This is a genomic window from Streptomyces sp. NPDC055239 (genome assembly GCF_053606205.1).
This window is the reverse complement of the sequence record NZ_JBSGRD010000001.1, coordinates 120794-143121: the sequence shown is the minus strand read 5'-3', so window position 1 is coordinate 143121 and position 22328 is coordinate 120794. Positions and strand designations below refer to the sequence as shown.

The window sequence follows — 22328 nt, the reverse complement described above, 5'->3', positions numbered from 1 at the left end:
GGCCCCGTCCTAGGAGACTAGGAAACCCAAGTGAGCCGCACCGCCCGCCCCTTTCGGCACAGAGCCCTCGTCGCGCTGCCCGCCGCCGCGCTGCTCGCCCTCATCCCGAGCAGCGCCACCGCCTACCCCAATCCCGGCCAGGTCACCGGCGACATCGTCGTGCACGACCCGACCCTGGCCCGCACCTCGTCGGGCAAGTACCTGCTCTACTCGACCGGCGACGGCCTGCAACTGCGTACCTCCACCGACCGGATCACCTTCGGCCGCAACGGCTCCGCCTTCCCCACCCGGCCGGGCTGGTGGAGCAACTACAACTCCACGGGTGACGTCTGGGCGCCCGACATCTCCTACCACGGCGGCAAGTACCTGATGTACTACTCCGTCTCGTCGTTCGGCTCGAACAAGTCGGCCATCGGCCTCGCGGCCTCCACCACGGGCGAGCCCGGCTCCTGGACCGACTACGGCGCCGTGTACACCTCCACCACCTCCAGCGACTACAACGCCATCGACCCGAATCTCTTCGTGGACGACGACGGCAAGTGGTGGCTGTCCTTCGGCTCCTGGTGGACCGGGATCAAGATGATCAGGGTCGACCCCGCGACGGGCAAGCAGTACGCGGGCGACACCGCCCGGCGTTCCCTCGCCTCGCGCCCCACCGGCACCAAGGCCGTCGAAGCGCCCTACATCGTCAAGCGGGGCGGCTACTACTACCTCTTCGCCTCGTACGACACGTGCTGCGCGGGCATTAGCTCCACGTACAAGATCAAGGTGGGCCGCTCCTCCACTGTCACCGGGCCGTACGTCGACAAGAACGGTGTCGGCATGCTGAACAACGGCGGCACGCCGGTCCAGGAGAGCCACGGCCGCTACATCGGCCCCGGCGGTCAGTCGGTCATGAAGGACGCCGACGGTGACCTGCTCGTCTACCACTACTACGACGGCCAGGACAACGGCACTCCGAAGCTCGGCGTGAACCTCCTGAACTGGAGCTCCGGATGGCCCGTCGCCTACTGACCCGGGGCGGCAAGGACTCAGCCAAGCCGGATCACGTTCCATGACAGCGGCTCCAGGACGGCGCTCAGCGTGCCGTCCTGGAGCCCTGTCCCGCTGACGCCGTGCGGGGTGACGCGCTCCGGCTCCGCGAGGGTGTTGCGGGCGTCCGGGTCCGCGTCGGACAGCGCACTGTGCTCGATGACGGTGGTCAACTCCAGCTCCTGGAGGGCGACTTCGAGCGAGAGCGGTTCGCTCTGGCTGCGGTTGACCGCGAAGACCGTGACGGTGCCGTCATCGGCGCGGACGGCCGTCGCGTGCAGCAGGGGCACATCGCCGAACTTCCGCGTCTCGTGCGCGGATGACTCCACGCGTACGTCGAGGACCTGGCCTCGGCCGTACCGCGAGGCCTGCGCGAAGGGGAAGAAGGACGTCTGGCGCCAGGCGGGGCCGCCCGGCTCGGTCATGATCGGCGCGATGACGTTGACCAGCTGGGCCAGGCACGCGACGGCCACCCGGTCGGCGTGCCGCAGGAGGGCGATCAGGAGCGAGCCGACGACGACCGCGTCGGTGACGGTGTAGTTGTCCTCCAGGAGGCGTGGCGCCTGTGGCCAGTCGCGCAGGCTCTCCTCGACCTCGGGGTGCGGCCGGGACTGGTACCAGACGTTCCACTCGTCGAACGACAGGTTGATCTTCTTCTTGGACTTCAGGCGGGCGCCCACGTGGTCGCAGGTGGCGACGACGTTCTCGATGAAGGACTCCATGTCGACGGCTGAGGCCAGGAACGAGTCCCGGTCGCCGTCGGTCTCTTCGTAGTAGGCGTGCAGGGAGATGTGGTCGACGAGGTCGTAGGTCTCGGCGAGTACGGTGGCCTCCCACTCGGCGAAGGTCGCCATTGACTGGCCGGAGCTGCCGCAGGCGACCAGCTCGACGTCCGGGTCGATCTGGCGCATCGCGCGGGCGGTCTCGGCGGCCAGGCGCCCGTACTCCTGCGCGGTCTTGTGGCCGGTCTGCCACGGCCCGTCCATCTCGTTGCCCAGGCACCACAGGCGGATGCCGAAGGGGTTCTTGTCGCCGTGCGCGGCGCGCAGGTCGGACAGGGCGGTGCCGGAGGGGTGGTTGGCGTACTCCTGGAGTTCGAGGGCCTCCTCGACGCCCCGCGTGCCGAGGTTCACCGCCATCATCGGTTCGGCCTGCGGGCCGATCTTGCGCAGGAAGGCGATGTACTCGGAGAGCCCGAAGCGGTTGGTCTCCGTGGAGTGCCAGGCCAGGTCGAGGCGGCGCGGGCGCTCGTCGGCGGGGCCGACGGAGTCCTCCCACTTGTACCCCGAGACGAAGTTCCCGCCGGGGTAGCGCACGGCCGTCACGCCGAGTTCGCGGATCAGGCCGAGCACGTCGGTGCGCAGCCCCGCCTCGTCGGCCGAGGGGTGGCCCGGTTCGTGGATGCCCGTGTAGACGCATCGGCCGAGGTGCTCGACGAAGGAGCCGAAGAGCCGGGGGTCCACGTCACCGACGGCGAAGGCGGGGTCGAGCGTGAAGCGGGCGGAGCGGGGGGCCATGGAGAACCTTTCAACGGGGCTTCTGGGCGGGGGACTTACTGGCCGGCCAGGCCCGTGTGGGCCACGCCGCTGATGATCTGCCGCTGGAAGAAGACGAAGACGACGACCAGGGGCAGGCCCGCCATCAGGCCGCCCGCCATGAGCTGCGCCCACTGGATGCCGTAGGAGTTCATGACGGTCGCGATGCCGTTCGGCATGGTCATCAGGTCGGGGTTGTTGGTCACCATGTAGGGCCACAGGAAGTTGTTCCAGGACGCGATGAACGTGAAGATCCCGACGGCGGAGAGCGAGGGCCGGGACAGCGGCAGGACGATGGTGAAGAAGACCCTCCAGCGTCCCGCCCCATCGATGTACGCGGCCTCCTCCAGTTCGTGCGGGATCGACTGGAAGAACTTGTAGAGGATGTAGACCATCGCGGCGGGCGCGCACTGCGGCAGGATCATGCCCCAGTAGGTGTCGACCATCCCCATGGACTGCACGGTCGTGAAGAGCGGGACGCCGAGCACGGCGGGCGACACCATCAGGCCCGCCATCACCAGGCCGAGCAGCGCGTTCTTGCCCCGGAACTCGGTGCGCGCGAAGCCGTACCCGGCGAGCGCGCTGACGAACACCACGATGAAGGTGACGCAGACCGAGACGACGAGTGAGTTCACGAACCAGTTGGTGATGTTGCCGCTCTCGAAGAGCGCCCTCCACGCCTGGCCCGTCCACTCCTCGGGCACCCAGTGGGTGGGCACCTCGACGGCCTCGGTCTCCGACTTCAGCGAGGTGAACAGGGCCCACAGGAGCGGCGTCATCCACAGCGCGGAGACGAGGACGCCGAGCGCGGTGAGCACGATCTGGCTCGGGGTCCACTTCTTCTTGCCGCTGTTCTTCCGTACGACGACGGTCGTGCTCATCGCACGCCCTCCTCACGCTTGCGCAGGAGCCACATCCGGCCGAGGGCGACGGCCGCGATGAGCACGAAGAAGATGATGGAGATCGCGGAGGCGTAGCCCACGCGGTAGGCGGTGAAGCCCTCTTCGAGCGTGTACTGGACGAAGGTCCGGGTGCTTTCCTCAGGTCCCGGCCCGAAGTCCTGCATGACCACGGCCTGGTCGAAGACCTGGAGCGAGGCGAGGATCTGCAGCGTGATCACGAGGCCGGTGATGTTGCGCAGCATCGGCAGGGTGATGTGCGCCATCCGCTGCCAGGCACCGGCGCCGTCGAGCTCGGCGGCCTCGTACAGATGCTTCGGGATGTTCTGCAGCGCCGCGAGGAAGAGCAGGAAGCTGAAGCCGACCGTCCACCACAGGGTGGTGATCACGACGGCGAGCATGGCAGTGGACTTCTGGGTCAGCCAGGGCGTGTCGAGGCCGAAGACGTGGTTGATCATTCCGGTGCCGGGGTTGAAGAGCCACTGCCACAGGTTGCCCGCGACCGTCGACGGCAGCAGGAAGGGAGCGAAGAAGCAGAGCCGCCACAGCCACTTGGCGCGCTCGATGTGGTGGGCGAGCATCGCGAGGAGGAACGCGAGGACGACGATGCAGGGCACGACGAGCAGGGTGAAGTACGCGCTGTGGCCCAGGGAGTCCCACATGAGCGGGTTGTCGAAGGCCTCGCGGTAGTTGTCGAGGCCGACGAAGCGTTCGCCGGTGCCGGAGATGTTGGCGTCGGTGAAGCTCAGCCAGAGGCCGCGGCCGATCGGGAGCAGCACGAACAGCGCGAAGAGGACCAGGAACGGGGCGACGAACCAGCCGCCGTGCTGGACGCGTCGGGTGAGGCGTGTCCGCAGCGAGTCGGCGTCCGCCACCGGGGCGGGCCGTACGGCGGCCGGTGCGACCGCGGTGTCGATGGCGCTCACGCGGCGGGCCCTCCCTCGGTGGCGGATCTGCCTTCCATCGGGTTCTTCATGGCGACCAGCTTTTCGAGTACGCCCTTCATGCGGCGGGCCGTGGCGTCGGGCTTGGCGGAGCCGACGTTGGAGGAGGCGATGACGGGGCCGATGCGCTGGGCGAGGAGCCCGGTGGATCCCGCGAACCAGGCGGGTGGTTCGACGGCCATGTGGTCCATCGCCGAGACGTACTCCGACTGCGGCTTCAGTGCCATGTACTTCTTGTCGTCGAGCGTCGGCAGATAGGCGGGGATGTGGCCGCCGCGCGCCCAGGCCGTGGCGTTCTTGACGACGTACGCGGCCAGTTGGTGCGCGCCCTCATTGGTGGCGCCGCCGCGCTGCGACTGGTGCGGCAGGACGAAGCAGTGCGACTCGGTGTGCGTGGCGGGCTCGCCGAAGACGGGTGGCAGCGGGGTCGCGCCGTACGTGAGTTTCGCGCCGCTGAAGACCGGCACCGACCAGTTGCCCTCCCAGGTGAAGGCGGAGCCGTTGACGAAGGACTCGCCGTCGGCGATGCCGATCGCCGTGGAGTAGCCGTCGGTCAGGTGCCGGCGCAGGAATTCCAGGACCTGGGTGGCCTTGTCGGTGTCGAGGGTGACGTCCCTGCCGTCGGCGCTGAGGCAGGTGCCGCCGAGCTGGGTGTAGAACGAGAGGAAGAACCACCAGGAGAAGTTCGGTTCGTCGGCCTTGATGCCGATGGTGTGCACGTCTCCCTTGACCGCCTTCTTGGCGGCCTTCAGCGCCTTGAACCAGTCCTCGGTCGAGGTGACCTTCGCCAGATCACCGTTCGCGCCGAGCAGTCCCGCCTTCTCGCACACGTCCTTGCGGTAGAAGCAGAGCTGGGCGTGGATGTCGAGGGGAAGGCCGTAGAGCTTGCCGTCGACCACGGCGCGCTTCCAGAGCACCGGGTTGAAGTCCGCCTCGCGCACCCCGTACTTGGCGAGCAGCCGCACGTCCCAGGGGTCGAGCAGCTGTCCGGGCGCAAAGCCGGGGATGCGGCCCAAATGCATCACCGCGAGGTCGGGGGCGCGGTTCCCGGACGCCGCCATGGCGAGCTTGGTGTAGTACGGGTTGCCCCACTGGAGGGTCGAGTCCTTGACGTCGACCTGGGGGTTCGCGGCGCGGAAGGCGTCAAGCATCGCGATCATGTTGGCGCCGTCGCCGCCGGAGAACAGATTCCAGTAGCGGACCCGCACGTCCGCGTCCGACGCAATCGCCGACGCACTGCGATTCGCGGCGGCGAGTCCGAAGCTGCCCGCGACGGCGAGCGCTCCGATGGAGCCGAGCACACCTCGTCGGCTCGGGAGGGGTGGTGGCATTGCGGCTCACTTCTGTCCGATATCTCGAATGGTGCTCGCAACTTCGAACGGACCGTAAGGTCGAACTCCGGGCGCGTCAACGGTTCCGACAGAGCCGGAAGTGAAGTCCCTTGAATTCTCAGGGAGTTGTTCGAGATCACGAACCCCGGGACGCACCTCGGCCACTTCCTGCGCAATGCGTTGACGGGCCGCCCTCCGCATACCTAAGTTGCCGTTCGACCTGCTGATCAGCATTCGATATCCCGAACATGCACGAAAACACGAGGACTGGGGTACGCATGGCACGCAGACGATGGAGACTCGGGCTGACCCTGGGAGCCCTGCTCGCCGGAACGCTCGCCGCGGGACCCACCGCCGCGGCCGAACCCACCGACTACACGATCGACGTCGACCCGTCCCGCACCGGCGCGAAGATCGACGACTCGATGTACGGCGTCTTCTACGAGGACATCAACCGCGCGGCGGACGGCGGCCTCTACGCCGAGCTCGTCCAGAACCGCTCCTTCGAGTACAGCACCGCCGACAACTCCTCCTACCAGCCGCTGACTTCGTGGGACACGGCCGGTTCCGCGGAGGTGGTGAACGACGACGGCCGCCTCAACGCCCGGAACCGCAACTACCTCTCGCTGGGCGGCGGTTCATCCGTCACCAACACCGGCTACAACACCGGTCTCGCGGTCGACAAGGGCAAGCACTACGACTTCTCGGTCTGGGCCCGCACCGTCGGCACCCAGAAGGCTCCGCTGACCCTCGGCCTGCGCGACGCATCCGGCGACCTCGCCCCGGCCCGCCGTGTCACCGCGCACGGCGGCTGGGCGAAGTACAAGGCCTCGTTCACCGCCGGGCGCACCTCCGCGACCGGCCGGCTCACGGTCGCGTCGGACGCACCCGTCGCGCTCGACGAGGTCTCCCTCTTCCCCCGGGACACCTACAAGGGCCGCGCGAACGGCCTGCGCAAGGATCTCGCCCAGAAGATCGCCGACCTCGAGCCCGGCTTCCTGCGCTTCCCCGGCGGCTGTCTGGTCAACACCGGCTCCCACGAGGCGTACGACGAGAAGTCCGGCTGGCAGCGCAAGCGCTCCTACCAGTGGAAGGACACCATCGGCCCGGTGGAGGAGCGGGCCACCAACGCCAACTTCTGGGGCTACAACCAGAGTTACGGTCTCGGCTACTACGAGTACTTCCAGTTCGCCGAGGACACCGGCGCCATGCCACTGCCCGTCGTGCCCGCCCTGGTGACCGGCTGCGGCCAGAACAAGGCGACCGACGACCCGGCGCTCCTCAAGCGGCACGTCCAGGACACCCTTGACCTCATCGAGTTCGCCAACGGCCCCGCGACGAGCGAGTGGGGCAAGAAGCGGGCGGCGATGGGCCACCCCAAGCCCTTCCACCTGACCCACCTGGAGGTCGGCAACGAGGAGAACCTCCCCGAGGAGTTCTTCGCCCGCTTCAAGGAGTTCCGCGCGGCCATCGAGGCGAAGCACCCGGACATCACCGTCATCTCCAACTCCGGCCCGGACGACAGTGGTTCGACCTTCGACAAGGCCTGGCAGCTCAACCGTGACGCCGACGTCGCCATGGTCGACGAGCACTACTACAACAGCCCGCAGTGGTTCCTGGAGAACAACGACCGCTACGACTCCTACGACCGCACGGGCCCGAAGGTCTTCCTCGGCGAGTACGCGTCGCAGGGCAACAAGTTCTCCAACGCCCTGTCCGAGGCCGCCTTCATGACGGGCCTCGAACGCAACGCCGATGTGGTCAAGCTCGCCTCGTACGCCCCGCTGCTCGCCAACGAGGACTACGTGCAGTGGAAGCCGAACATGATCTGGTACGACAACGACCAGTCATGGGGCTCGGCCAACTACGAGACGCAGAAGCTCTTCATGCAGAACGTCGGCGACGAGGTCGTGCCGTCCACGGCATCCGGCACCCCCGCCACGTCCGGTCCCATCACCGGCGCCATCGGCCTGTCCACCTGGGCGACCAGCGCAGCGTACGACGATGTGAAGGTCACCGGCGAGGACGGTAGGACGCTCCTGTCCGACGACTTCTCCGGCGGTGACGGCCGGTGGAGCAAGGCGGCCGACAAGGGCACCTGGGCCGTTCAGGACGGCGCGTACGTGCAGTCCGACGAGGCCGCCGAGAACACCCTGGTCACGGCGGGCGACAAGAGCTGGCAGAACTACGACCTGAACGTGAGGGCCACCAAGAAGTCCGGCAAGGAGGGCTTCATGGTCGCCTTCGGGGTCAAGGACTCCGGCAACCACTACTGGTGGAACCTGGGCGGCTGGAACAACAGTCAGTCGGCCGTCGAGAAGTCCGTCGACGGCGCGAAGCAGACCATGGTCCAGGACACGACGACCATCGAGACGGGACGCGGCTACGACCTGCGTGTGGAAGTGCGCGGCCGTCAGGTGACGCTCTTCCTCGACGGCAAGAAGTGGGGCTCCTTCACGGACGACAAGCCCGCCGAGCCGTTCCGCCAGGTCGTCACCCGGGACAAGGCCACCGGTGACCTCATCGTCAAGGTCGTCAACGCGCAGGGCTCCGATGCCCGCACCAAGGTCGGCATCGGCTCGGGCACGCGGGTCGGGCGGACCGCGAAGGTGACCACGCTCGCCGCGGACCCGGCTGCGGAGAACACGAAGGACGCGGCGCCGGTCAGGCCGGTGGCCTCGACGTTCAAGGGCGTGTCCGACACGTTCTCGTACACGTTCCCGGCGAACTCGATCACTTTCATGAGGATCAGGACCGACTGACGCATCGAGGAGCTGGTCGAGGAACTGGTCGAGGAGTCGGCTGAGAAAGATCCTTCCGCGCGGCAACCTTTCCGGCGCGCGGCGGGGACAAGGGGGTGGCGGCCGCCCGGAGGGCAAGGGGTTCCCGGGCCGCCGCCGCACCACACCCCCTAGGAGAGGAACGTCTGCTGTGAGCAGCGGCACCGGACGCCACCGCAGGACCCGCACGATCACCGTCGCCGCCGCCGTCGCCGTGGCGGCGGGCGCGGGGGGCGTCTGTCTGGGTCTGGCCCCGGACGACGCGGACGCCGCGAGCGGCAATGTCGTCGTGTCGACCTCCGCGGCGCTCGAGTCCGCGGTGGCGAACGCGTCGGCGGGGACCACGATCCAGGTGCGGGGCGGCACGTACTACCCGGCCAAGACCCTGAAGTCGACGGCGGACGGCAGCGCCGCCGCGCGGATCACACTCACCGCGTACGGCAGCGAGAAGGTGAAGATCGACGGTTCGAAGCTCGCCGCGGGCTCCTGGCTCGCCGGGATCTACGGTGATCACTGGACGGTGCAGAATCTGACCTTCCAGAACTCCCCCGCCCAGGGCTTCGTCGCCACCTCGTCCGTCGGTGGCATCTTCAAGAACATGGTCACCGCCGACAACGGCGACTCCGGGTTCACCCTGCGCGGCGACGGCACGACCGACAACCTGGTGCAGAACCTCGACAGCCACGACAACTACGACGCCGCCACGCACGGCCAGAACGCCGACGGCCTCGCCGTGAAGTTCGGCTCGGGCACCGGCAACAAGATCACCGGGGCCCGTCTGTTCAACAACGCAGACGACGGCATGGACCTGTGGCAGTACGCATCGCCCGTCACCGTCGAGCACTCCTGGGCCTTCGGCAACGGCAAGAACCGGTGGAACGACTCCGCCTGGGAGGGCAACGGCAACGGGTTCAAGCTGGGCGGCGGCGGTGCGAGCGCCGCGCACCTGGTGAACAACAACGCGGCCTGGGACAACACGCTCCACGGCTTCACCGAGAACTCCAATCCGGGCGCGATCAACCTCAACCGCAACACCGCGTACGCCAACAAGGAGACCGGCTTCTACTTCGCGACGGGCAAGGGCCGCCTGGCCCGCAACCTCGCCGTCGGCAACGGCACGGGCCTGGCGAAACTCGGCTCCGGCACGGTCTCGGCAGGAAACAACTGGGACAGCGGTGTCGCGACCCCGGCCTTCCGGTCCAAGGACGCCACCACGGTGTACGGCGCCCGCCAGGCGGGCGGCGCCCTGCCCGCGACGACGTTCCTGACGACGGGCAGCACCGACATCGGCTCGACCATGGACTGATCATGGACTGAGCGTCGATGGCATCATGCCTGGTCACCGGGGTTGCAGGAAGATCACGCAAGGCTCGCGGAGGGCTCATCGGGGGTTCGGTTGGCGGGTGGGGACAGGGCAATGACAGGATGAGGACCATGACAATCAAGGCTTATTTCGACATCACCATCGACGGCAAGCCCGAGGGCCGCATCACGTTCGACCTCTTCGAGGACGTCGTGCCGAAGACCGCGGAGAACTTCCGCGCGCTCGCCACCGGCGAGAAGGGCTTCGGCTACGCCGGCTCGACGTTCCACCGCGTCATTCCGAACTTCATGCTCCAGGGCGGCGACTTCACCGCCGGCAACGGCACGGGCGGCAAGAGCATCTACGGCGAGAAGTTCGCCGACGAGAACTTCCAGCTCAAGCACACCAAGCCCGGCCAGCTGTCGATGGCCAACGCGGGCCCCAACACCAACGGCTCGCAGTTCTTCATCACCACGATCGCCACGACCTGGCTCGACGGCAAGCACGTCGTCTTCGGTGAGGTCGCGGACGAGGAGAGCCTGGCCCTCGTCAAGAAGATCGAGAGCTTCGGCTCGCAGTCCGGCGCCACCAAGGCCGAGATCGCCATCTCCGCCTCCGGCACCCTCTAGGACCTCGCGTGTAGGACCTGGCATGAGCCCCCGCCTCGTGAGGCGGGGGCTCCCCCATGCCCGGTCGCCCTGTCCACCCCCTCAGCCGAGCCCGGTCACATACCGCAGGCCGCCGAGCAGGTGGGCGCGGAAGACCGGGTCCGCGTAGGCCTCGTCCGCGTGGCCGAGCGCCGTGTAGAACATCGGGCCCCCCTCGCGCTCGTGGCACCACACCAGGGGGTGGTCGGCGCCCATGCCTCCTCCTTCGTACGAGGATTCGTCGGCGGACGCCAGGACCCGCACCGCACCCCGGGGCGAGGCCCGGAAGTCGTACCACTCGTCGGTGAAATCCCAGGTGGCGGCGAGGTGCGTGGTGGCGGGGTGGGCGTGGTCCTCGACGGTCAGGCGGCCCGGCTGGTATTCGGGATGGCGGGCGAAGCGCGCGCCGAGGAGCTCGCCGTAGTACGGCCAGTCGTACTCGGTGCAGGCGGCGGCGTGGACACCCATGAAGCCACCGCCCGCCGACCGGTGTGCGCGCAGCGCCTCCCGTCCGGCGGGAGTGAGGACGTCGCCGCTGGTGGAGAGGAAGACGATCGCCGCGTAGCCGGACAGGTCCTGCTCGAAGGCGGCCGGATCCTCGGTCGCGTCGGCGGAGCAGCCGACCCCGGCTGCGAGCTCGCGCAGGGCGGCGACTCCGGCGGGGATCGACGCGTGCCGGTAGGCGGTCGTTCGGCTGTAGATCAGCAGACGGGGGCTCATGGACCCCGATCGTAGAAGCCGGTACCGGTGCCGCGGATCGGCGCGCACCGGCGTCATCGGGCGAGGCCTGTCGCGATTCCCCGGGCCAGGTCCGCTCCCGAGTGGTGGCCGACGGCCAGCAGGGGTGCGAGGTCCAGTGGCTCGTCCCTGCCCAACCCACGGATCACGTCGGCCACTTGGGGGACGCATTCGCCGCGTACCGCATGCCGCAGAAGCGCCGCCGACACCAGAGGCGTCCGGGCCTCGGCACCCCTCACCGCGGCCGCCAGAGCACCGACCGGGCGGCCCGTGGCGTGCCGGGCCAGGAGGGCGCCACAGAGGATGTCGTCGCCGGAGGGCGTGAGCCCCGGGCCGCGGCCGATGAGGGCGCGGCCCGCTTCGAGGACCCGGTTGGTCTCGTCGGCGCGCAGGGCCTCCCGTAGCTCCGCCTCGCACCGGGGGAAGCCGCCGCCCGCCCCGGCGCGCTCCACCTCGGCACGGCGGGCTTCGCGCACGGCCGTGGTGAGAAGGTCCTGGGCGCGGGGTGGCGCCCAGGACCCGTCCGTCTCGACGCGCCAGGCCCCGCCGAACTCCACCCGTCCGGCGCCGAACCGGGCAGGCATCCCCGGACGCACCCCCGTCCACCCGGGTCCTGGCTCTGCCAGGACGACCGCGTTGGGCACTCTGATCGCGTCCGGGTCGACCACCGCGACTGCGGGCAGCTCCGGGTCCCCCGTGGCGAGGTACACGGCGAACCGGGTGCGGGCGGCCACACGTCCGGGGCGCGGCGGGCCGTGCACGAGGTCGGCGACCGCCTCGCTCACCGCTCCGACGATCACGCGGGCGGCTCGTCGAACGCTTCGAGCGCTCCCGTGAAGCAGCGCATCGGCGCCACCGTCAGACCGGCGCCGATCTGTCCGATGCCGGGCTCGCGGTGGGAGATCCCCGTGGTGATGACGGGTTCGAGGCCGGTGTCGACGACCTTGCGGATGTCGATGCCGACGGGGCTGCCGACGAAGTCGAGACCCGGCAGCTGGTAGTCGCGGTGCCTGCCGACCGTGAGGGTGGCCATCTCCCGGCTGATGCGGCGGGCCCGCTCGGGGGTGCCGCCGACGAAGCCGACGATCGCGGGCGCGGCGGCGATCGCGAAGCCGCCGAGGCCGTGCACCTCCGCGATGGCGCTGTCGCCGATGTCCGGATTGGCGTCGTCGGGCCCGTACCCGGCGAAGTACAGACCGTCCACGGAAGCGGCGGGGGCCCGGAACCAGGTGTCGCCGAGGCCGCTGACCCGGATGCCGACGTCGACGCCGTTGCGGGCGAAGGCGGTCACGAGGGTCGAGTGCCGCACGCCGTGTCCTGCCATCATGGCCAACTTGCTCGCGGCCATGGAGAAGTTGAGGAACCAGTAGTTGTTCCCGCTGAGGAAGTTGAGCGCCTCGACCCCGCCCAGTTCCGCGAAGTGGGCGAGACCGGAGGCCAGTTCCCGGGTGAGCAGAGCGCTGGCCGCGGTGTTGCGGCTGTGGCACTCGTCGCCCATCTGAAGCGCCTGCGCGGTGACCGTCCGCAGGTTGACCGGCTCGTCGCGTGCGCGGATCGCGGCACGCAGGCTCGGCCCCAGACGCTCCCCCATCCACCGCAGCCGCGTCATCACGTCCTCGCCGAGCGCCCCGTAGCGCAGGCAACGCCCTTGCCCCTCATTGAGGTTGGAGTAGGCGCGGCGGCCGGTGGACGCGTCCTCGACCACCAGGAGAGGCATGGACCGCGAGATGATCCCGGCCATCGGCCCGACGGCGTCGTGATGGTGGCACGGCTCGAAGCGGATCTCCCCGCGCGCGGCCTGCCGCTCGGCCTCCTCGGGCGTGTCGGCCCACCCTTCGAGCAGCGCCGCACCCGTGACGGCGGCACGCATGGGGCCACACATGCGCTCGTACGAGATGGGGGGCCCGGCATGCAACAACAGCCGCTCCTGCTGAAGCCGAGAAATCACCTCCCCTGCGGGCGCGACGTCCACCAGCAGCGGCTGCACCGCGAGGACCGCTTCCAGGGCTCGGGCGTTGGCCGTCTCGATCACCGGCTGCGCGGTGAGCCTGGCCAACTTGCCCCCGAGCTCCACATCCCCTGCGGCGGGCGGCCGCCAGTCGACGGCGTACACCGTGGCACCGGAGTCCCGCGCGGGCCGCGCGAATCCGTCCACACCGACGGCGACCACACGCGGCGGCGCGGCGAGCAGAGCGCGGGGAGCGCCCGGCCGGGGCCTGAGGCCGGTCTCCCCGGGGGCCAGGGGCACCCCGGGCTGCTCGACCGACTCAGCAGAACCTGCCGATCCGGTGGAGGCCGTCGAGGCGACCGTCTCGGTCGGCCGAGCCGCACCGCTCACGCAGGCTGCCCCGTTCACCCCGACCGTCCCGTTCAGCTCACCCATACCAGTCACCCCGCTCAGCTCTCCCACTCCGCCGCTTCCGATCACCCCGCTCATACGCCCTCTCCGATCCGCACTCCGGCCGGTTCCGCGGCCCGCGCGAGTGAACGCGCCGCCACCTGCGCGGCGGTCGTCCCGCTGTCCACGACCACCACGCCCGCTTCCCTCAACGTCCGCTCCTGCAAGGCGAGTTGCTGGGTATCCCGATCCGTCCCCACCACGAATGCCAGCACGGCGGGGCGCTCACCCTCGTGCGCTGTCAGCCCCCGGGCCACCTCCCCCGCGGGATCCTCCGCCGCTCCGTGGCCGAGTACCACGTCGAGGATCACCGCGGCCGTTGTCGGGTCGTCCAAAGCCGCCCGCAAGTAGGCGGTACGCACCGCGGGGTCGATCATCGGGTGCGGTCGGCCCGCCGTGTACGCGTCGTCGCCCAGGTCGAGCACCAGATGTCCGTCGGGCAGCCGCGGCGCCCCGCCCGGTACGTGGTCGGTGGCGTCGCGCCCTATGTCGCCGAGGGCGGAACGCAGCAGCCACTCCGCCTCGTACGCGAAGGTGCCGCCCGCGTACAGGCCGCGGATCCACCGGCGTGGCGCACGGAGGGCGGGGAGCTCGGGCGGCGCGTCGGAGGCCACCTGGTGACCGAGTGTCAGCGTGGCCGCCACCCGTGCCGTCTCGTGCAGGGTGGGGGTCAGTGTCACCCCGGGTGGTGCGGTGTCGCCGCCTTCCCGGCCGAGGAAGCAGGCGACCACCGGCTTCCCGATCCCCGCGGCCCGCTCCAGGACCCGCGCCGCGACCTCGGGCGCGGGCGGCTTGGACACCAGCACGACGATCTCCGTGGCCGGATCGGCGGCGAGAGCGTCCAGCGCGCCCAGCATCGACAGGCCTCCCACTTCGGCGCTCAGGTCCCGGCTGCCGGTGCCGATGAGGTGGCTGACGCCCACGCCCATCGCGTGCAGCAGGCACGACACCTGCTGAAGACCGGTACCGGAGGCCCCGGCGATTCCCACGCCGCCTCGGCGCACGGCGTTGGCGAAGCCCAGCGGGATGCCGTCGATCAGCGACGTACCGCAGTCCGGCCCCATGACCAGAAGGCCTCTGGCCGAAGCCTCCTGTTTGAGCATCAGCTCGTCCGCCACGGAGACGTGATCGCTGAAGACGAAGGCATGCATTCCCCGGCGCAGGGCCTTGAGCGCCTCGGCCGTGGCGTACGCGCCCGGCGTGGAGATCAGCGCCAGGTCGGCATCGGTGGGAGCGCCCGCCAGGGAACGCAGCGCCAGGTCCTCTTCGGGACGGGCGGAATCCGCCCCGTCGGCCCCTTCGGCCCCGTCGGCTTCCGTGAGCGCGGCCACCGCGTCCGCCAGCGCGGCATCACCGTGGCCGTCATCGTCATTGTCACCCTCACCGGAACAGCTGACCGCGACGATCAGGTCGTTCGGCCCGGCCTTTCGGCCCTCGCCGGTCAGCATGCCCGCGCGGTCGAGCACCTCCTGGTTGGCCGGAGTGCCCATCACCAGGCTCGCGGTCAGGACGTCCGGCCGTTCGGCGAGTCGTGCGGCCACCCTCATCAGGGCGACCGAATCGGCGTACAGATCCTTGTGAACGGCGTTTCGCAGCACCATGCGACCGACTGTAGGGAGCACGACCCGCCCGGCGGCATGGCTCCTGATGCCAGCATCGACCGGGGGTTCACCGGCATCAGGTGACAGTGACCCGCGGTCCCGGCGGATCAGCCGCGGTCACGGGCGGCCAGCATCCGGCGCGCGTGGACGGCGAGTTCGGTCTGCAGTCGGCTCATCGGGTGGCGTTCGAGGCCTCCGGTGAGGCGTTCGATCTGGCGCAGGCGGTAGCGCAGCGTGTTGTAGTGGACGTGCAGGCGAGCGGCCACCGTGACGCCGTTGCGGTCGTGCAGCAGATAGGCGCTGAGGGTCTCGACGAGGCAGCCGTCGTGTCGGAGGTCGTAGTCGAGGAGCGGGCCGAGGGCCTCGTCGACGAGGCGGCGCAGTTCGCCGTCGGGCAGCTGGCCGAGGAGGCGGTAGACGCCGAGTTCGGTGTAGCCGCGTACGAAGTCGGGGCCGTGCACCTCACGGCCCAGGGTCAGGGTCTCCACGGCTTCCTCGTAGCTGTGGTGGAAGTCCGTGAAGTCCTCGCGGACCGTGCCCGCGGCGACCACGACGTCCCAGGCCGGCCGGGCGGCGGCGATGGTGGCGTGCACGGCACGGCAGCGGCCGGTGAGCGATTCGCCCGGTTCGATGAGCATGGCGAGGCCGCTCTGGGTGCCCCAGATGACGGCGTCGGCGCCCACCGCGCCGCGCACCAGCGGCAAGAGACGCTCCTCCAGGGAGAGTTCGCCGACCGGCGCGCCGCCTGAAGGATCGTGGATCTCGACGAGAACGGCGGACCGCGGCACATGCGGGTTCCAGCCCATGGCGGCGGCGCGGCGCACGGTCTCCGCACGGTCGCGCGGCGGCCGGGACACCAGTTCCATCAGCATCAGCGCGCGGTAGCGCTGCTCCCGGCTGGTGACGGCCCGTTCCTGGGCGGCGACGGTGGCCGCGACGGTGGTGGCGTGTTCGAGGGCGACCTGCTGGTGGGCATCCCCTCGTCCGGATTCGGCGGTGGTCCACAGTCCGACGCTGCCCGCGGGGGCACCGTCGACATGGATGGTGCGGGCCGCGGCGGGCGGGCTCTCGGCGGGCGGCGCACCGGCCGACGCGACGATCGAGCCGTGCTCGTCGAGCACGGCGGCCGCACAGCCGGAGAGTTCGAACAGGACGTTCATCAGCTCCTGGTAGGAGCCGCCGCTCAGCGCGACCCGGGTCAGCCGCTCGTGGATGGCGCGGGAGCGTTCGAGCTCCAGGGCCTGGCGGTTCAGTACGGTGCCGATGACCTCGGAGAGGATGTCGTTGAACATCACAGCTCCCGGCAGCTCCACGATGGGGAAGCCGAGTTCGTCGGCCGCCGCCAGCATCTTCGGGGGCAGTTCGGGGAGGTAGGGTCCGACCTTCACGCCGAGTCCGGCAAGGCCGCGCTCGGCGAGGACCGGCACGAGCGCGCACAGCGCGTCGGCGTCGTCGCGCACCGCGTAGGCGGTGGTGAGGAGGAGTTCCCCGCCGCGCATCCAGCGGACGATGTCGGGCACTTCCATGATGTTGACCACGCGGATGCGGCGGCTGTCTCCACGCGCCCCGGCGACCAGGCGCGCGCCGCCGAGGCAGGGCAGGGCCAGGGCCTCGCGCACGGTCAGTCCCGCCCCGGGTGCGGGCGGGGCGTCCTGCGCGGAACCGATGCCGGATATCGTCATGCCCAGTCACTATGCGTCGGCTCGGTGCCATGGGTAATACCCGCGGCGTAACTTCCGTGTTTCCCGCCGCTCACCTTCACTCCCCTTGTCGCCGGGTGTCAGTCGGCGCCGCGTCCTGCTGGCATCACCTGCCCATGACCCGCCGGGATCGCCGCCCCTACGGTTTCGCCATGACTCCACCAACCGCGCACCGTACGGCGGTGATCGCCATCGGAGGCAACGCGCTGCTGCGGGGTGGCGGTCACGCCACCATCGCCGAACAGTTCGACGCCGCCCGACGTCTCGCCGTCCCGATCGCCGCACTGGCCGGCACCGGACGGCGGATCGTGGTCACCCATGGCAACGGCCCTCAGGTCGGCTTCATCAAGCGCCGCTCGGACCTGGTGGCGGAGCTGGCACCCGAACTCCCGCCGCTCGACCTGGACATGTGCGTGGCGGACTCGCAGGGCAGCATCGGCTACATCCTGGCGAGCGCTCTCGGCGGAGCGCTGCCCGCCGAGCGGGTCACGGCGCTCGTCACCCACACCCTGGTGGACCCCGCCGACCCGGCGTTCGCCCGGCCGACCAAACCGATCGGCGGGTTCTACCCGCGGGACGTGGCGCAGGCCCTGGCCGCCGAGCACGGCTGGAGCGTCGCCGAGGACGCGGGGCGCGGGTGGCGCCGGGTGGTGCCGTCACCCCGGCCGCGCCGCGTCCTGGAGACGGAGGCGGTGCGCACGCTGTCCGCGGCAGGGTTCACGGTGATCGCCGGGGGCGGCGGCGGGATACCGCTCGTGAAAGGTTCCGACGGCGGCCTCAGGGGCGTGGAGGCCGTCATCGACAAGGACCTCACGTCGGCTCTGCTCGCCGGGGCGCTCGGCGCGGAGCTGCTCGTCATCACGACAGGGGTGGACCGGGTCGCCGTCGACTTCGGGCGACCCACCCAGCGGTTCCTGGACCGCATCGACGTGGGTGAGGCCCAACTACTCCTAGAAGCCGGGCAGTTCCCCGAGGGCAGCATGGGCCCCAAGATCCGCGCCGCCCTGGAGTTCCTGGCCGACGGGCCCGGCCGCGAGGTCCTGATCACCTCGCCGGAGGGGCTCGCGACGGCACTCGACGGCGAGGGCGGCACCTGGATCACGACGGAAGGAGACACTGATGCTGCTGGAATCGGGGCAGGGCCCCATCGACGGCGCGCACTACATCGAAGCCGGTGAACAGAACGTCCTGTGGGGCCGTCTGCCGTGCCGCGAGACCAAGGCGGTCCTCACCGTCGACTCCGGTGACACCGTCACCTTCGACACGGTCTCGCACGAGGGCATCCTGGAGGACCAGGGCCGTGATCCGGTCGCGTTCTTCGGCGCGTACGGCGTTCCGGAACGCGAGGTCCTGCGCGACGCACGGGAGTTGGCCGCGTCCGCCCTCGCCCGTGACCCGGCTGCCGACGGGCCCCACGTCGTCCTCGGCCCCGTTCATGTCCGCTCGGCGCAACCGGGCGACCTCCTCAAGGTGGAGATCCTCACCCTGTACCGCCGGGCCGATTACGGGATCGTCTCCACCCGGCACGGGCGCGGCGCGCTGCCGGGCGAGTTCGCCCGCGAAGGACCCGAGTTCACCTTCTGCCGAGCCGGGACGGGCGGCGCGGGAAAGGCCGACACGGGTTCGATCGCGTACGGCCGGGGCCGCAGTGTCCGCTTCCCGCTCGCCCCCTTCCTCGGCATCCTCGGCGTGGCCACCGACTCCGACACGACGGCGCACACCGTGCCGCCCGGCGCACACGGCGGCAACCTCGACATCCGCCATCTGGTCACCGGCAGCGCGCTCTACCTGCCCGTGCAGACCGAGGGCGCGGGCTTCCACACCGGCGATCCGCACTATGCGCAGGGCAACGGCGAGGTCGCGCTCACCGCGTTCGAGGCGCCGCTGCGGGCCACGGTCCGCCTCACGGTCGTCAAGCGGGCGGCGACGGACCTGGTGGCCCGGCCCTTCGGCGAGACCGACACGCACTGGATCCCCGTCGGCCTGCACGAGGACCTGGACGAGGCGATGCGAGACGCGGTCCGCGCGGCCCTCGACTTCCTCACCCAGCGCTTCGGGATGGGGCGGCACGCCGCGTACGCGTATCTCAGCGCCGCCGCCGACTTCGAGATCTCCCAGGTAGTGGACCAGGTCAAGGGCGTGCATTGTCTGATCCGCAAGTCCGACTTCGAGACCTGACCCTGGAGCGGCACCCATGGCTGATCTGATCCTGCTCGACGCGCGCGTCGAGGACGCGACCCACCCCTGCGACATCGTCGTCACCGACGGCCGTGTCAGCGACATCGGCGACGCGCCACCGGGCCTGACCTCCGATCTGGAGATCGACTGTGCGGGCCGCGTCGTCATCCCGGCCTTCGTCGAACCGCACCTCCACCTCGACAAGGCACTCCTGGACAGCGTGCGCCCCAACCCGGACGGCACCCTCGCCGGGGCGATCTCCGTCACCGGCGCGCTCAAGGCGGGCTTCACGCGTGACGACGTACGCGACCGGGCGCGCCACGTCATCGAGTCGGCCGTCCTCAACGGCACCACCGTCATCCGTGCGCACCCCGACGTCGATCCGATCGCCGGTCTGCTCGGCGTCGAGGTGCTCCTGGAGCTGCGCGCCCAGTATGCGCACGCCCTCGATCTGCAGATCGTGGCGTTCCCCCAGGAGGGCGTCCTGCGCTCGCCGGGGACCGGGAAGCTGCTCCGTGCGGCGCTGGCGGCGGGGGCCGACGTCATCGGGGGCTGCACGTACAACGAGGCCACGCTCGACGACTGCCGCGCCCAGGTCCAGCTGGTCCTCGACCTGGCGGTCGAGCACGGTGTGCCGGCCGATCTGCACGCCGACTTCGGCGACGACGCGTCCGACCCCCGCTACGCCCTGGCCGAGTTCATCGCCGCGCAGACCGCGCGGCGCGGGCTCGGCGGCCGGGTCACGCTCGGCCACATGACCTCGCTCGCGGGTCGTCCGCCCGCCGAACGGGGCCGCGCGATGGCGGCGCTCGCCGACGCGGGCGTGGCCGTGGTGCCGCTGCCCGCCACCGATCTGCATCTGGGCGGGAGGAACGACAAGGCCGCGATCCGCCGAGGCGTCGCGCCGGTGCGCGAGCTGTGGGACGCGGGCGTACTCACCGCCTGCTCCTCCAACAACATCCGCAATGCTTTCACCCCGTACGGCAGCGCCGATCAGCTCGACACCGCGCTGCTGCTCGCCCAGACCGGGCACCTGGCGGGCCCGCACGACCTGGGCCGGGTGCTGCGGATGGTGACCCACGATGCGGCCCACGTCGTGGGGATCGGCGACGACTACGGCGTACGGCTCGGGGCCCGCGCCGATCTCCTGGTCCTGGACACCACGTCGTACGACGACATCGTCCTCGACCGCCCCGAACGGGCGTACGTCATCAAGGCCGGAAGGGTGGTGGCGCGCTCGACCCGGACCCGCGAACTGCTCGGCCCCTGACCCTGCCCCTCCCCTTTCGGCCTGCCCGCTGGGCCCGCCTGCCGCACCCGCACTCGCACCCGCACCCGCACGGCTTTGCGCACCTTCCCTCCCCTCCCACCCAAGGAGCCCTCATGCGCGAACGCCTCCCCCATGAAATCGTCGCCTCCGTACTCGCCGGACTCACGGCGTTCATCGGCGGCAACGCCCTCCATCTGCCGCCCTGGGCGATCTTCATCAGCTGGGCGGGGACCTTCCTGCTCGGCGGTCCGACTCTCGTCAACGCCAAGCGGCTGTGGCTCGCGATGCCCGCGGGCTCGACGTTCGCGCTGATCATCGTGCTCATCGAGGAGCACGCGGCGACGGCACTCGGCGAGAGCCAGTTCGCCCGCAACTGCATGCAGGCGCTGGTGATCCTGGTCATCAACAGCGCGCTGATGTACGCGGGCCGGCTCAAGGCGCTGTCCCTGATCCCCGGCATGTTCTTCGGCTTCGCGAGCTACTTCGCCACGTTCTTCGGCGGCTTCGGCTACGACCCGGGCAATCCGTGGTCCGCGTGGGTCTGCGTCGTCGCGATGAACGCCCTCGGGCCGGTCTTCGCGTATCTGTCGATGAAGCTGACCTTCCCGGTCGAGGAGGCCGAGGACGGCAAGGAGGTGAAGGAGACCACGGCCGCGACGGCCGCAGCGCCCCTCGGTCAACCCTCCAGTCCCACTGGTTGAGCATGCGCACGCCCGCGTACGTATGTACGGGAGACACCACCCTCCCCTATCCGGAGGCCTCCCATGGCAGACGCGGGCAACGTCACCGCTCTCTTCCGTGCGTCCACCGCACACACCCCCTCGTACTCCGCGCTGAACAGGGCGGCGGCGGACAGCGGGCAGCCGCTCGTCGACTTCTGCATCCCGTGCAATCCGTACTTCCCGACGCCCGAGATGTACGAGGAGCTCGGCGGCCGGCTGCGGGACATCCTCACGTACTACCCGAGCGGCGCGGACACCATCGCGGCCGAGCTCAGCGCCGTGCTCGGGCTCAATCCGCAGACCGTCGTGATGGGCAACGGGTCGACCGAACTCATCACCTGGATCGACCACTTGCTGGTGCGCGACGCACTCGCCGTGCCCGTGCCGACGTTCGGGCGGTGGACGGATCAGTCGATGGAGACCGGCAAGCGCGTGGACATGTTCCTGCTTCCGGAGGCCGACGGCTTCGCACTCGATCCCCTTGCCTACGTCGACTTCGTACGCGCCCGCGGCTCTCGTACGGCAGTCATCTGCAACCCCAACAACCCGGACGGAGGCATGCTCCCGCGCCGCTCCGTGCTCGCGCTGCTCGACGCGCTGCGGGACCTCGACCTGGTCGTAGTAGACGAGTCGTTTCTCGAGTTCGCCGACGCGGGACCGGAGTCGAGCGTCGCCGACGAGGCGGTTCTGCGGCCCAATGTCATAGTGCTGCGCAGTCTCGGCAAGAACTTCGGCCTGCACGGCGTGCGCTTCGGCTATCTCGTCGCCAATCCCGGCCTCGCGGGCAGAGTGCGCGCCGCGCTGCCGAAGTGGAACCTCAACTCCTTCGCGGAGACGGTGGTGTTCATGCTCAAGCAGCACCGCCACGCCTACGACCTGAGCCTGCGTCAGGTGCGCCGTGACCGGCAGGAGATGATCTGGCACCTCGGCCGGCTCCCCGGACTCACCAGCTATCCCTCGCAGGGGAACTTCGTGTACGTGCGGCTGCCCGACGGCGTAGACGGAGCGGTCCTGCGCGACCGGCTCCTCGCGGAGCACGGCATCCTGGTCCGCGAGTGCGGCAACAAGATCGGCAGCTCAAGCCGTTTCCTGCGCCTGGTGGTCCGGCCGCCGGTCGACGTACAGCACCTGGTGAGCGGTCTCGAACAGGCGCTGTACGCGACCGGGGACGCCGGACTCCTGCCGGTCCCCTACGGCACGGGGAACCCCGCGGTGGACCGCCTGGTGATGCGGGCCTGAGTCATGCGAGC

Annotated in this window: 18 protein-coding genes; 9 read left to right on the top strand and 9 right to left on the bottom strand. The window is 70.1% G+C overall.

Annotation, left to right across the window (positions count from 1 at the left end; translation table 11 throughout):
- Positions 1-30 precede the first annotated feature (30 nt).
- On the top strand, positions 31-1014 hold the full coding sequence (locus ACWFRJ_RS00605) for an arabinan endo-1,5-alpha-L-arabinosidase (RefSeq protein WP_453523456.1): 984 nt from the start codon (positions 31-33) through the stop codon (positions 1012-1014).
- Positions 1015-1031: 17 nt separating this feature from the next.
- On the opposite strand, the gene arfA is transcribed toward ACWFRJ_RS00605, so the two are convergent.
- The 4 genes from arfA to ACWFRJ_RS00585 are packed head-to-tail and all read right to left on the bottom strand — an operon-like array spanning position 1032 to position 5741.
- On the bottom strand, positions 1032-2549 hold the full coding sequence (gene arfA / locus ACWFRJ_RS00600; RefSeq protein ID WP_453523453.1) for an arabinosylfuranosidase ArfA: 1518 nt from the start codon (positions 2547-2549) through the stop codon (positions 1032-1034).
- Positions 2550-2584: 35 nt separating this feature from the next.
- The gene (locus tag ACWFRJ_RS00595; protein WP_453523451.1) at positions 2585-3448 is read right to left on the bottom strand and encodes a carbohydrate ABC transporter permease; all 864 of its coding nucleotides are present in this window, start codon (positions 3446-3448) and stop codon (positions 2585-2587) included.
- Positions 3445-4383: a carbohydrate ABC transporter permease gene (locus tag ACWFRJ_RS00590; RefSeq protein WP_453525022.1), complete on the bottom strand. Its 939-nt coding sequence runs from the start codon at positions 4381-4383 to the stop codon at positions 3445-3447. The genes ACWFRJ_RS00595 and ACWFRJ_RS00590 overlap by 4 nt, the downstream gene beginning before the upstream one ends.
- Before the next feature lie 5 nt (positions 4384-4388).
- Positions 4389-5741: an extracellular solute-binding protein gene (locus ACWFRJ_RS00585; RefSeq protein WP_453523449.1), complete on the bottom strand. Its 1353-nt coding sequence runs from the start codon at positions 5739-5741 to the stop codon at positions 4389-4391.
- Positions 5742-6019: 278 nt separating this feature from the next.
- Here ACWFRJ_RS00585 and ACWFRJ_RS00580 point away from each other — a divergent pair, with 278 nt between their 5' ends.
- The 3 genes from ACWFRJ_RS00580 (at position 6020) to ACWFRJ_RS00570 (ending at position 10453) form a co-directional block, all read left to right on the top strand.
- On the top strand, positions 6020-8503 hold the full coding sequence (locus ACWFRJ_RS00580) for an alpha-L-arabinofuranosidase C-terminal domain-containing protein (RefSeq protein WP_453523447.1): 2484 nt from the start codon (positions 6020-6022) through the stop codon (positions 8501-8503).
- Positions 8504-8672: 169 nt separating this feature from the next.
- Positions 8673-9827, top strand: coding sequence for a right-handed parallel beta-helix repeat-containing protein (locus tag ACWFRJ_RS00575; RefSeq protein ID WP_453523445.1), 1155 nt, complete (start codon positions 8673-8675; stop codon positions 9825-9827).
- Positions 9828-9955: 128 nt separating this feature from the next.
- A complete protein-coding gene (locus ACWFRJ_RS00570; protein ID WP_453523443.1) occupies positions 9956-10453 on the top strand; it encodes a peptidylprolyl isomerase in 498 nt (165 codons plus the stop codon).
- An 81-nt stretch (positions 10454-10534) separates the two neighbouring features.
- On the opposite strand, the gene ACWFRJ_RS00565 is transcribed toward ACWFRJ_RS00570, so the two are convergent.
- From ACWFRJ_RS00565 to ACWFRJ_RS00545, 5 genes are all read right to left on the bottom strand, one after another.
- Positions 10535-11191: a ThuA domain-containing protein gene (locus ACWFRJ_RS00565; protein ID WP_453523441.1), complete on the bottom strand. Its 657-nt coding sequence runs from the start codon at positions 11189-11191 to the stop codon at positions 10535-10537.
- 53 nt (positions 11192-11244) lie between these two features.
- On the bottom strand, positions 11245-11994 hold the full coding sequence (locus ACWFRJ_RS00560; protein WP_453523439.1) for a DUF2877 domain-containing protein: 750 nt from the start codon (positions 11992-11994) through the stop codon (positions 11245-11247).
- Between the two features lie 11 nt (positions 11995-12005).
- Positions 12006-13592, bottom strand: a complete 1587-nt coding sequence (locus ACWFRJ_RS00555; protein WP_453523437.1) for a DUF1116 domain-containing protein — start codon at positions 13590-13592, stop codon at positions 12006-12008.
- Positions 13593-13642: 50 nt separating this feature from the next.
- A complete protein-coding gene (gene fdrA / locus ACWFRJ_RS00550; protein WP_453523435.1) occupies positions 13643-15208 on the bottom strand; it encodes an acyl-CoA synthetase FdrA in 1566 nt (521 codons plus the stop codon).
- Positions 15209-15315: 107 nt separating this feature from the next.
- The gene (locus ACWFRJ_RS00545) at positions 15316-16890 is read right to left on the bottom strand and encodes a PucR family transcriptional regulator (protein ID WP_453523433.1); all 1575 of its coding nucleotides are present in this window, start codon (positions 16888-16890) and stop codon (positions 15316-15318) included.
- A gap of 170 nt (positions 16891-17060) precedes the next feature.
- Here ACWFRJ_RS00545 and ACWFRJ_RS00540 point away from each other — a divergent pair, with 170 nt between their 5' ends.
- The 5 genes from ACWFRJ_RS00540 (at position 17061) to ACWFRJ_RS00520 (ending at position 22317) form a co-directional block, all read left to right on the top strand.
- A complete protein-coding gene (locus tag ACWFRJ_RS00540; protein ID WP_453523431.1) occupies positions 17061-18086 on the top strand; it encodes a carbamate kinase in 1026 nt (341 codons plus the stop codon).
- Positions 18028-19086 carry an acetamidase/formamidase family protein gene (locus tag ACWFRJ_RS00535; protein ID WP_453523429.1) on the top strand — a complete coding sequence of 353 codons (1059 nt, stop codon included), beginning with the start codon at positions 18028-18030 and terminating at the stop codon, positions 19084-19086. The genes ACWFRJ_RS00540 and ACWFRJ_RS00535 overlap by 59 nt, the downstream gene beginning before the upstream one ends.
- A 16-nt stretch (positions 19087-19102) precedes the next feature.
- Positions 19103-20356, top strand: a complete 1254-nt coding sequence (locus ACWFRJ_RS00530) for an amidohydrolase family protein (protein WP_453523427.1) — start codon at positions 19103-19105, stop codon at positions 20354-20356.
- A gap of 113 nt (positions 20357-20469) precedes the next feature.
- Complete coding sequence (locus ACWFRJ_RS00525) at positions 20470-21057, top strand: DUF1097 domain-containing protein (protein ID WP_453523425.1); 588 nt, start codon at positions 20470-20472, stop codon at positions 21055-21057.
- A 63-nt stretch (positions 21058-21120) separates the two neighbouring features.
- A complete protein-coding gene (locus ACWFRJ_RS00520) occupies positions 21121-22317 on the top strand; it encodes a pyridoxal phosphate-dependent aminotransferase (protein ID WP_453523423.1) in 1197 nt (398 codons plus the stop codon).
- Positions 22318-22328: the final 11 nt, after the last annotated feature.

Bases quoted from the DNA above. Each gene is read 5' to 3' on its own strand.
- arfA (WP_453523453.1), bottom strand. From the start codon at position 2,549: ATGGCCCCCCGCTCCGCCCGCTTCACGCTCGACCCCGCCTTCGCCGTC.
- ACWFRJ_RS00595 (WP_453523451.1), bottom strand. From the start codon at position 3,448: ATGAGCACGACCGTCGTCGTACGGAAGAACAGCGGCAAGAAGAAGTGG.
- ACWFRJ_RS00585 (WP_453523449.1), bottom strand. From the start codon at position 5,741: ATGCCACCACCCCTCCCGAGCCGACGAGGTGTGCTCGGCTCCATCGGA.
- ACWFRJ_RS00580 (WP_453523447.1), top strand. From the start codon at position 6,020: ATGGCACGCAGACGATGGAGACTCGGGCTGACCCTGGGAGCCCTGCTC.
- ACWFRJ_RS00570 (WP_453523443.1), top strand. From the start codon at position 9,956: ATGACAATCAAGGCTTATTTCGACATCACCATCGACGGCAAGCCCGAG.
- ACWFRJ_RS00565 (WP_453523441.1), bottom strand. From the start codon at position 11,191: ATGAGCCCCCGTCTGCTGATCTACAGCCGAACGACCGCCTACCGGCAC.
- ACWFRJ_RS00555 (WP_453523437.1), bottom strand. From the start codon at position 13,592: ATGGGTGAGCTGAACGGGACGGTCGGGGTGAACGGGGCAGCCTGCGTG.
- fdrA (WP_453523435.1), bottom strand. From the start codon at position 15,208: ATGGTGCTGCGAAACGCCGTTCACAAGGATCTGTACGCCGATTCGGTC.
- ACWFRJ_RS00545 (WP_453523433.1), bottom strand. From the start codon at position 16,890: ATGACGATATCCGGCATCGGTTCCGCGCAGGACGCCCCGCCCGCACCC.
- ACWFRJ_RS00540 (WP_453523431.1), top strand. From the start codon at position 17,061: ATGACTCCACCAACCGCGCACCGTACGGCGGTGATCGCCATCGGAGGC.
- ACWFRJ_RS00535 (WP_453523429.1), top strand. From the start codon at position 18,028: ATGCTGCTGGAATCGGGGCAGGGCCCCATCGACGGCGCGCACTACATC.
- ACWFRJ_RS00530 (WP_453523427.1), top strand. From the start codon at position 19,103: ATGGCTGATCTGATCCTGCTCGACGCGCGCGTCGAGGACGCGACCCAC.
- ACWFRJ_RS00525 (WP_453523425.1), top strand. From the start codon at position 20,470: ATGCGCGAACGCCTCCCCCATGAAATCGTCGCCTCCGTACTCGCCGGA.
- ACWFRJ_RS00520 (WP_453523423.1), top strand. From the start codon at position 21,121: ATGGCAGACGCGGGCAACGTCACCGCTCTCTTCCGTGCGTCCACCGCA.